Annotated in this window: 5 protein-coding genes and 1 pseudogene; all 6 read right to left on the reverse strand. The window is 63.5% G+C overall.

Translation table 11 applies throughout. The annotated features are described in order from the left end of the window. Positions 1 to 642 precede the first annotated feature (642 nt). Entirely contained in the window at positions 643 to 1125 is a 483-nt protein-coding gene (locus tag AX729_RS38210) for a hypothetical protein (protein ID WP_061030173.1), read from the reverse strand. A 138-nt stretch (positions 1126 to 1263) separates the two neighbouring features. Beyond that, on the reverse strand, positions 1264 to 2187 hold the full coding sequence (locus AX729_RS38215; RefSeq protein ID WP_061030174.1) for a DUF2493 domain-containing protein: 924 nt from the start codon (positions 2185 to 2187) through the stop codon (positions 1264 to 1266). Positions 2188 to 2529: 342 nt separating this feature from the next. Further along, positions 2530 to 3591 carry a DUF7146 domain-containing protein gene (locus tag AX729_RS38220; RefSeq protein ID WP_061030176.1) on the reverse strand — a complete coding sequence of 354 codons (1062 nt, stop codon included), beginning with the start codon at positions 3589 to 3591 and terminating at the stop codon, positions 2530 to 2532. Next, positions 3591 to 7910, reverse strand: coding sequence for a strawberry notch-like NTP hydrolase domain-containing protein (locus AX729_RS38225; RefSeq protein ID WP_061030178.1), 4320 nt, complete (start codon positions 7908 to 7910; stop codon positions 3591 to 3593). Before AX729_RS38225 ends, AX729_RS38220 begins: the two co-directional genes overlap by 1 nt. A 189-nt stretch (positions 7911 to 8099) precedes the next feature. Next, positions 8100 to 10220, reverse strand: a complete 2121-nt coding sequence (locus tag AX729_RS38230) for a ParB/RepB/Spo0J family partition protein (RefSeq protein WP_061030179.1) — start codon at positions 10218 to 10220, stop codon at positions 8100 to 8102. 111 nt (positions 10221 to 10331) lie between these two features. Continuing rightward, a pseudogene (locus AX729_RS38235) lies at positions 10332 to 10562 on the reverse strand (zincin-like metallopeptidase domain-containing protein); the annotation flags it as partial. Positions 10563 to 10617: the final 55 nt, after the last annotated feature.

Genomic DNA, 10617 nt, shown 5'->3' on the forward strand with positions numbered 1-10617 from the left:
TGCAAAACTCGCAACAGTCAGCGCGCTAAAGGACACCTTCTCGCGCGTAACCTAAATCGTTGCCGACCTTCTTGAAAGAACCGATGTTAGCCATGCTACTTCTCCTGTTGTGTTTCGAGCCCGCGACCACCGCGGCCTCGATGGCGATGAAGGCAGAAGACGATCGGCGACGCACCCGCTTGCGGGCTGAAGCATCGCGGAGGACGCCAGGGCTGAGACTTTCTTGCCTCGCGAGGAATGGGCTTCAGCCCAGGGGAAGAAAGTCTTGAGCGACGGCGTTGCGGCTCAGACGATCGAGGCGCAGCCGATCTTCGGCCAGATCGAGCCATCACAGAGGCCACGTGCGTCGCGTGCTGAACCACAAGTCCGGGAGAAGATGGCGGGTCTCGGTTCAGTCAGGCAAGAGGTCGAAACGATTGGGCGTAGGAAAAGAAGCGAAGGAAGGCAAAAGCGGTAGTCGTCGGCACAAAGCCAACCGCGAAACAACGGCTTCAGCCGCCGCATCTATGTGCGCTGGACGCGATCAATACCACCTCGTCGAAGCGCTCCAGGGAAGGCCGCGACTATCTCTCGTTCAAATGCGTGGACCCGCGTTCGGTGCGCCGCTTGAGCTGACCAGTTCGACCGACAGGCGGCGCAAGATTATTGCTGATGCGCTGCGGCTGTGAGAACCGGTTGAGCATCGCTCTCCAGCGACCTGCCCGAATCGCGCGGGCGGGTTTCGGTGAAGACGGTCAACCTCATCCACGCCGAGCCACCAATAAAGACCGCGCCGACACAGGCGAAGATCTCGCGCCATAGCAATGACGGCACGCCGATTTGCGACATCGCAAATACGACCTGATAGCCAGCAAGTGTCGCCGGAAACGTAAACAGGGCGGCAATGACGGCGCGGGTGGTCACGGGGCGTATCATTGCGAAGGCCGTTTGACCGATCGCAAGAGTTATGCCGCCGGCGGCAATGCCGATAATCGGCGCTCCAAGGAGGCCGGCGCCGCCGTGCAATGCAAGCATGAAGACGTTGAGACCGACAAAGAATGGCAAGGCGTATACCGCCAGCGTGACGATCAACCAGCAGAACAAGCCGATGCAAGCGATGTTCAGAAGAAGTCCGAGGGCGAGCATGGTGGTGGCTCCATATGCAAAGGGGTATGGTTGCGCCTTCCACCACCACCGCGGCGCAAATTCGAGGATGCAATCGAAACGAGGCGGAGTTGCGGCGATGCAACTCAGCCTCGGTGGTGGAAGATGGCAGGTCGGCGCCTACGAGGCGCCGAATTTCCAGACGGCGATGCCGAGGCGCCTTGCCTTGTCGGCGAGGTTGTCCTGGATCCCCGTGCCCGGAAAATGCATGACGCCGATGGGCAGCAGTTCGAGCATGGCGTCGTTGCGCTTGAACGGTGCTGACTTGGCGTGCTTGGTCCAGTCCGGCTTGAATGCGATCTGTGGTACCTTCCGAGTGGTCGCCCATTTCGAGGCAATGAGTTCCGCACCCTTCGGCGAGCCGCCGTGGATCAGGACCATGTCGGAATGCTTGGCATGAACCTTGTCGAGGCGATCCCAGATCAGGACGTGGTCGTTGAAGTCGAGGCCGCCGGTGAGTGCAATTTTCGGCCCGGCTGGCAACATGACCTCCGCCTCAGTGCGGCGCTTGGCGGCGATAAAGTCCCGGGAATCGATCATGGCCGCGGTAAGCGTGCGGTGGTTCACGATCGATCCCGATCGAGGATGCCAGGCCGAGCCAGTGTGGACCTGAAAGCGTTCGATGGCCTGATCGCGAAAGAGCTCAAGGCAATTGCGTCGTTCGATCAGTGTGATGCCTTCTGCCGTCAAGCGCTCGAGTTCGACCGATCGCACCTCCGAGCCATTCTGCTCGCGCTGGCTCTTGCGCTGAGCCTGTTCGTTGTCGTCGAGCTGACGACCAATCCGGTCTGTTGCCCGGTGGAAAAGGTTGACCGTCGACCAGAGCAGGTCCGGCAGGTCCGGCTCGAGCCGGGTGTCGTTCAGCGTGGCGACCAGCGCATCGAATATGTCGGCAACTGCGGCCGCGATCATCTTTCCTTCGGGCAGTGGTCTGGGATCGGGCTGGTCGTCGAAGGGACGGTAGCCAAAGAGCTGCAATTCGTTGAGGACGATGTCGGTGGAAGACGAGGCGTGCGGCGGTTCGATGTCGTCGTGATCGCTCATAGGGAGGTGTCCTTTGCCGGATCGGCCGCGTCCATCGCGGCCTTCGTGGCGATCACCAGACGGCGGGCGGGACGGGCCCGCACCCGGAGCAACGCGGAGGGCCGCAGCGCCAGCGGAGGATGGTGGAGGCCGGCTATTTTGCTTCGCGATGCAAAGCGCGCTGGCACCCATATATAATGTGAGCTTCCTTTCGCTGGCGCGCGGCGGAAAATAGCTGGCCGCAGCCATTGCCGGCCCGAGCCGCTTGCCGTCCGATCGCCCTCTAGAAGGCCCTGGTCGCGCCTCTCTGGCACTGGACCGTCGCGCGAGCGAGCTGTCGACTTTGATGGAAGCCGCCCGCGCCTAGTCGACAGTGGCCGGCAAGAACAAGAAGCGGGAGACGTCCTCCGGTGCCAGCTGGATCCGTATCGCTGCTCGGAGGGTGTCGAGGCCGAAGACGTGCAGGTCCTCGTTGAAGTCGCCAAGGCGGGGCGATAACGGGATCGCTTCGATGCCGGCAGCTTCGGCGCGTTGCAGCAGAACGGCTTGCACATTGTCTCCAGCTGCATCGTCATCGCGCGCGATATAGAGCCGACGCAAACTCGACGACAGTGCCATGGCTGCGAGATGGTTGGCCGACAGTGCAGCAGCCATCGGCAAGGTTGGAAGCACGTAGCGCAGCGACAGCATGGTCTCGATGCCTTCGCCGGCGACAAGAACGTCGTCGTCGACCGCACCAAAACGCACGGCGTTGCCGAGCAGATCGCCCATGGCTCGTCGTGGGGTATCGATCGGGGCCTTGCCCAATCGCACCCGGTCAAAGCCGTTCGGATCGAGCCAGGTGCGGTGCACGCCGGTGATTTTGCCATCGAGATCGGTGACGCGAGCGATCATCGCAGGCCAGGTCTCGGTCGGCAGGTGCTCCTCTGGCCGGTAGTAGCAACGCGGATGGAAGCGCAGGCTACCGCCATGATGCACGTGCGCTATTCCGCGATGCTGCAAGTAAGTCTGAACGACGGTGCCTTCGATCGGCCCCGAGATAGCAAACAGTCGCCGTGCGGCCTCTTGCGAGCCGGCAGGTGCAGCAGAACGGGTGACTTTCGGGACGATTTCAAGTTCAGGGCGGGGCAGCTTCAGAAACCGCCTCGCCTCCTCGGCGACCTCGCGGAACTCGCGAAGTCCGAGACTTTCGCGGATGATGTCGAGGAGATCGCCATGCTCGCCGGTCGCCGCATCAGTCCACTTGCCGGCTGGTCCCTTCGTCGAGTCCTGGAGGCGTACGAACATGGAACGGCCCGGCATGTTGTGCACGTCGCCGACGAGCCAGTATCGCCCCTCTCGCTTCCCGTTGGAGAGGTAGTGGCGGCACACCGCCTCGGCCTCGCGCGCGAGGCGTTGTGCCAGTTCGGAGGCGTCGCGACTCATCACGCGGCCTCCCGTTCGGCGACGCGCTCGATCGCGTAGTGCTCAAGGACCTTTGTCAGCACTGCGATGCCGCTGGCATTGAGCGGCACGAACATACGCAGCTTCCAGGAGATGATCTCGCCGAAGAGGCCGTAGGTTCTGAGGCGATCGCGCATCGTATCGCTAAATCCGGACAGCTCGATGCGGTGTGCGCCCATGACACGGACCCGGCGAAGCTGGAGGCCTTCGGCGAGTTCGAGGACGGTCTTCCCCTCGACCAGCGCGGCAAAGGCTGCATCCGGAGCCAGTTCGGGCGCATCGCCCGCAAGAACGCTTGCGACCCAGGTCGCCGAAACCTTCCGACCGATGATTCTCTCGCCGGCGTCGGTCTGAAGGCAGTAGACCCGCGTTGACTCGTTCGGAAGCCGCTTCCAGATCGGCAACAGCAGGCCCGCCACGATATGGATTGTACTTTCCGAGAACTCTGGAATGACTGCTAGTTCCGCCAGCCACGCGGCAGAGAAGCGCTCGCGTTCGGCTTCGAGCCAATGGCTTTCCGCCATCATCTTCAGGGGAATGCAGTGCTGCTCCATCGGGCGGATCAGGCGAACACGAGCCTCGATCTCGCCGTCATCGAGCATGACGCTCGGCGCAGGGATCTGCAGAGCGGGCCGGCCCGAGCGCTCGTTGAGCAGCAGGACGGCACGATGATCCCCGAGACGGCCCAGCGCGTCCTCAAGGCTCAAGGGACGATTGCGCTCGCGCTGGGTAATCGTGAGAAGCTTTGTCTCGGCGCCCGTCGCCGGATGAACGTAAATCGCGCGACGGTCGGTGACCACAAAGCTTTCGGCGCAGAGCGTTTCCAGCCCGATATCGTAGGTGCCGGACGTGATGGCGCCTTCGATACGGGCGGTCAGCAGCTGCTCGAACGCCGTGAAGAGGACGTTCTGCAGCTCGATGGTGAGGGCGAGCAACCTGTTGAGGAAGGTCGTGATGGGCGGAAGCTCATCCTTCAGCCCATTGGTATCAACCAGCTTCAGACCCGTGGCGCCTTCGAAGAGCTCAAGCGAGCAGTCCTCGACCTTGCCCCGCGCAAGAAGCATGTAGAGCTGGCGCAACGCGTCACGGCCATACTGGCTTTCGAGGTTATCCTCGGGCCGGAATAGGCCCTGCCCTCCGGTCTGCCGCTGACCACGGGTGATGGCGCCCAGCGTATCCAGCCGGCGAGCGATCGTGGAGAGGAAGCGCTTCTCCGCCTTCACGTCCGTTGCGATCGGCCGAAACAGCGGCGGCTGTGCCTGGTTGGTCCGGTTGGTGCGGCCGAGCCCCTGGATGGCGGCGTCGGCCTTCCAGCCGGGTTCGAGAAGATAATGAACCCGCAAACGACGGTTCCTTGCCGACAGTTCGGCATGGTACGAACGTCCGGTGCCGCCGGCGTCGCTGAAGACAAGGATCTGCTTGGCGTCATCCATGAACGCCGCGGTCTCGGCGAGGTTTGCCGACGCTGCGCGATTCTCGACGACGAGGCGGCTGCCCTTTCTGATGATACGGCGGGAGCGGCCAGTGACCTCAGCGACCACGTCGGTACCAAATCGCTGGACGATCTGATCCAAGGCGCCCGGCACCGGCGACAACGACGCCAGCTTTTCGATGAGGCGGTCTCGGCGCGCGACGGCCTCCCTACTTTCGACTGGCTGGCCATCGCGGTAGACGGGACGGGAACAGAGGTTGCCCTCCGAATCGGTGAAGGGCTCGTAGAGTTGGACCGGGAAGGAATGGGCGAGGTAATCGAGAACGTACTCGCGCGGCGTGATGTCGACTTGGACGTCACCCCATTCCTCGGTCGGGATCTCGGCCAATCGGCGCTGCATCAATGCCTCGCCGGTTGAAACGATCTGGATGACGGCGGCGTGTCCTGCGTCAAGATCGCGCTCGATTGAGCGGATCAGCGACGGCGTCTTCATCGAGGTCAGCAGGTGACCGAAGAAGCGCTGCTTGGCGCTCTCGAACGCGGATCGTGCCGCGGACTTTGCCTGTCCGTTCAGTGTCCCCGTCAAGCCCGTGATGTTGGCCGCCCGCATGGCCGCATCGAGATTGTTGTGAATGATCCCGAATGCGCCGGCGTAAGCGTCGTAGATGCGAACCTGTTCAGGCGTCAGCTGATGCTCGACGAGCTCGTATTCGATGCCCTCGTAGGACAGGGACCGCGCAGCGTAGAGGCCGAGCGCCTTGAGGTCGCGCGCCAACACCTCCATTGCAGCAACACCGCCCTCCTCGATCGCCTCGACGAATTCGGCCCGGGTGGCGAAGGGAAAGTCGTCGCCGCCCCACAATCCCAACCTTTGCGCATAGGCCAGGTTATGCACCGTCGTGGCACCCGTCGCCGAGACGTAGACCACACGGGCATTCGGCAGGGCGTGCTGGAGCCGCAGGCCGGCGCGCCCCTGCTGAGAGGCTGCCTGGTCACCCCGCTCGCCCTTGCCGCCAACCGCGTTTTGCATGGCGTGGCTCTCGTCGAAGACGATCACTCCGTCGAAGTCGGAGCCCAACCATTCAACGATCTGCCGGACGCGTGAAAGCTTTTCTCCGCGCTCGTCGGTGCGCAGCGTAGCGTAGGTGGCAAATAGGACGCCTTGCGCGAGCCTGATGGGCGCACCCTGCCGGTAACGCGAAAGCGGCGTAACAAGCAGTCGCTCCATGCCAAGCGCCGACCAATCGCGCTGCGCATCCTCGATCAGCTTGTCGGATTTGCTGATCCAGACCGCACGGCGCCGCCCCTTCGACCAATTGTCCAGCAGGATGCCGGCAACCTGCCGCCCCTTGCCAGCCCCGGTCCCATCACCCAGGAACCAACCCCGACGAAACCGAACGGCATTTTCCGCGTCGTCACGCGCTGCCGCCACGACGTCAAAGGTCGCATCGACCGTCCACGATCCGTTCAGAAGCTCCGAGTGCGCCTCGCCGGCATAAATGATGCTCTCGAGCTGCGCATCCGACAGGATGCCGCCAGCTACAACATTGGCTGGCAGGTGCGGCAGATAGGACGGCTTCGGCGGGGCGACTGATGCCATCGCAGCCGACTGCACGAGCTTGGTCGGATGCGTCTGCGCGCGTGGGATGCGAATCGACTGCAGCGCATAGCTTTCATAAAGCGCGTCGCTGATCTGGCTGGCATTCGTGGGCGTCCAATCCAGCCGCTCGTAGGCGACTTCAGTCGCCACGACGATCGCCGGCGCGGCCGCCGGCAGAGGCTGGCTAACATGGGCGTGGACGGTTCGTGAGCTGGCAATTGCCGGCACTACAGCGGTCGGTTTGCCGGCAAGTGGGCGGCGCGGCGGCACGCGATTTATGACCCAGGCGAGCAGAGTCGGCAGGTCAGGTGCAATGCCAGGGGATGGCGGGAAAGACGCGACGTCGTCGGCCGGTACCTTGTCGATGACTGTCAGGCGGGTGTCGATGGTCGTGCCGTGCTTGGCATAGACGGCGCCGTCGATCGCCGCCGAGAACACGACCCGCCCGCGTTCTTGCAACCGCCTGAAGGACTCTGCCCACACCTGGTTGTGCGGCGCGAGGTTCGCGCCCGTGATAACCACCAGCCGCCCACCTTCGCCAAGGCGTGCGAGGGCCGAGGCAATGTGTCGTAAAGCTGCATCCGCCACCTTTTGCTCGACATGAATCGCGACCGAGAATGGCGGGTTCATCAGCACGACGCTCGGCACGATGCCGGCATCGAGATGATCATCGATTTGGGCAGCATCAAACTGGGTCGTGGCAACGCCGGCAAAGAGCTGACGAAGCATGCCGGCGCGGCCGTCAGCCAGCTCGTTTAGCACCAAGGAGGTGCCAGCCAGTTCAGCGAAGATGGCGAGAAGGCCGGTGCCAGCGGACGGTTCCAGAACGACGTCGCCAGGAGTGGTCGCTGCAGCGACGCTGGCCACGAATGCCAGCCCGACGGGTGTCGAGAACTGCTGGAACGCTTCACTTTCCTCGGACCTGCGCGTGTGGGTCGGAAGGAGATTCGTAATCCTGGTCAGCATCGGCAGCATGGCGGCAGGCGAAGCCGCCTTGGTACGCATGGCGGTGCCATACCGTCGCAGGAACAGGACGGTGGCGGCCTCGCAGGCGCCATAGGCCGTCTTCCAATTCCACGCGCCACTTGCGTCGGAGGCGCCAAACGCCGCCTCCATGGCCTGGCGCAAGCCAGCCGCATCGATGCGGCGGCCGCGCTCGAGATCGATGATGATGTGCCGCGCCGCCCTGACAACGGCGGAGGTGACAGCCGCGGTGGCACGCATCGAGAGCGGCGCGCCACTTGCGGCGCCGAGGAAAGACTCGGTCATGGGGATTGCTTTCGGAGAGCGGGAATGGGCTGAACCGCCCGGCGCTCTCACGACCGCGGCGACCCAAACCCTTCCCGGCCCCACTCTTCCTCTTCGGTCTCGCCAACAAAAATGGGGACCGGCGCCGCGCGCCGATCCCCATGCACTGTCTTGAACGCAGGACGACTACCGCCGTCCCCAGACCGGACGCTATTCGGCAGCGTCCAGTTGTTGCGGCCGGTCTTCGTCGGCCGCAGGCTCCCGCTCCTCGTCATCGGAGAGAAATTCGGGCAACGCTCCCGCTTGCCCCTCCGGCTCGGCCGGCTGCGATGCAACATCGACCAGGCGCAAGGGCTCCGGCAGCCAACCGGAACCGTCGAGAAGACGCTCGGCCTCCTTGGCCATCTCGCCCTTCTTCAGATGGTCGATGAGCTGAGCCGACGGCTCGCCCTTCGCTTCCCGAACCGCCTCGAGGATGCGTGGCTTGGTGACACGGCCGAGATAGTTGTCGACCGTGGGCTTCCAACCGGCATGGACCATGTCGAGACCGACAGCCCGCGCCAGCACGTCGGCCTGGTCGAGCCGAGTGCGGACTCCGTGCGCGGATACCCGGCCTTCATTATAGCGGTTGGCCGGCTCATACACAGCGTTCACGGCAAACGACGCACAGTGGGCGAATAGCGACGCCTGGGCCGTGCCGTCCAACGCCGTGAGTGCATCCCAAAGGTCCTTCTCGTCCTTGGGCAGTCGGGCTTTCCAGGTCTCATGCCGCGCCTCGACGGCTTTCGCGGACGCGCTGTCCCTCAAACCGGGAGCCTGAGCAGGAAACGTTGGCGTACGCAGTCCGATCTCGAGAGAGCTCCCGGAGCTGGCGAAGCGGTAGAAGGCAGTCAGGGCGAAGTTGTGCAGCACCGCCTGGAAGGCGATCGCGGGGTTTTCCGCAAGCGCATCGCGCAATGCCAGCGTCCGATGCGCCGTCAGCTCGATGATGAGACGATCTGGCAGCGGTCGCGCGGCATCGTCGTCATCATCCTCGGTATCAGCGGCACCGCCAGCAACCGAGATAGCCGTCCGCTGCACTCCGGGACCACCAGACCCTTGGCCGTCGCTCGACGATGTATCGGCGCCCTGCCCCACAGCCGGATCTTCCCGCGGCGCTTCATCCTCAGGGCGAACATAACCCCGGTCCACCAGGAGCCGCCCTTCGGAATCAATGCTGACGAAGACGCCGGCGCGGGAGATGTCGACGGGATCATAGATGATCGAGCGCTCTTCGAACACCATCAGGGCAGCTTCGATTTCGCCAAGGCGCTGATCGACGTCGTCCGGCAGTTCGTCTGCGTCCTGGTAGTCGGACTCCAGCTTGGCATGTTCGGCGTTGAGGGCGTCGACGGTCGCCTGCTCCTCCGCGGTGAGATCGGCAGGTCTACCGTCGAGTTCTCGAAGACCCGTGGCATGGCCGAACGGGAAGTCCACGGCGACCGTGATCCACTTCCAGTCTTCTTTGGCGACCGTCTCGGCCTGGGCGGTGAGCTTTTCGATTGCAAGACGATCGAGCAAGGCGACATCCTGGAACCAACCGCCGTCATCGTGCTGAAAGAGGTCACGCTCGACGGCGCCGCCGGCCTGCTCGTAAGCGTCAACGCCAACGAAGCGGGCACGACGATCGGAGGCACGGACAGTATTTTCCGTCAACGCTCGCCGGATTTGGTACGGCTCATCATGGCTTGAGCGACACGCATTATCCCAGACCTGCTCCTGGCGTGCCTGATCGCCCGTGACGGAGAACGCCATGAGCTGTTCGAGCGTCATGCCGTCCTCGGCATAGACCTCGTGCAGCTTCGGCGACACCGACGCGAGCCGGAGCCGTTGCTTGACGATTGCCGGTGTCACGAAATGGCGTGCCGCGATGTCTTCCTCGCTGAGGCCAGCATCGCTCAGAGTCTTGAACGCCCGGAACTGGTCCAGTGGATGCAGGCCGACCCGTTCGTCATTCTCAGCGAGCGAGTCATCCTCCGGGATGCCGCCCTCACGTACGACGCAAGGCACGGCCTGCGTCTTCGCCATGCGCTTCTGCTTCACCAGAAGCTCCAGGGCGCGATAACGCCTGCCGCCGGCAGGCACCTCGAACATACCGGTCTCGTTGCCCTCACCGTCAAGGACCGCTCGAACGCTCAAGCTCTGTAGCAGGGTGCGCCGCGCGATGCTCTCGGCGAGTTGCTCGATCGAGATTCCGGCCTTCACCCGCCGCACGTTGGCCTGGCTCAGGACCAGCTTGTTGAAGGGAATGTCGCGCGAAGGCGACAGCGTGATCTTCTGGACTTTCGTCATTTGCACTCTCCACGACGGGCCGCCGGGAGGCTCTCTCTCAGCTTCCAACCCGTCGCGAAAAACCAGCGCTCCTCTCACTCTCGCGAAGGCCTCCCGGAAGGATGGTCGACGTCACGCGGCTTCGTGGTCACCCACCCTCACTTCCGCGGCTGCTGCTGACACGAAATCGCCGACGAAGCCGAGCAGATAATCCGCGGCCTTGCTCGCCTGCGACGCCGCACGCACGATGGCCCGATTGTCCTCGCTCAACACCTCCAGCCAGGAGCCGATATAGTCGGCATGACGCACGGTCGGCACGATTCCGAGCGAGGCGCAGCCGAATGCGGCACTGAGCTCGGCGACTTATCTGAACAGTCAAGCTGTCTCAGCCGGATGATTTAGCGGCGTTTGCCTGAAA

The sequence above is a fragment of the Bradyrhizobium sp. CCH5-F6 genome (assembly GCF_001556045.1).
Lineage (GTDB): Bacteria > Pseudomonadota > Alphaproteobacteria > Rhizobiales > Xanthobacteraceae > Bradyrhizobium.

Bases quoted from the DNA above. Each gene is read 5' to 3' on its own strand.
- AX729_RS38225 (WP_061030178.1), bottom strand. From the start codon at position 7,910: ATGACCGAGTCTTTCCTCGGCGCCGCAAGTGGCGCGCCGCTCTCGATG.
- AX729_RS38220 (WP_061030176.1), bottom strand. From the start codon at position 3,591: ATGAGTCGCGACGCCTCCGAACTGGCACAACGCCTCGCGCGCGAGGCC.
- AX729_RS38210 (WP_061030173.1), bottom strand. From the start codon at position 1,125: ATGCTCGCCCTCGGACTTCTTCTGAACATCGCTTGCATCGGCTTGTTC.
- AX729_RS38230 (WP_061030179.1), bottom strand. From the start codon at position 10,220: ATGACGAAAGTCCAGAAGATCACGCTGTCGCCTTCGCGCGACATTCCC.
- AX729_RS38215 (WP_061030174.1), bottom strand. From the start codon at position 2,187: ATGAGCGATCACGACGACATCGAACCGCCGCACGCCTCGTCTTCCACC.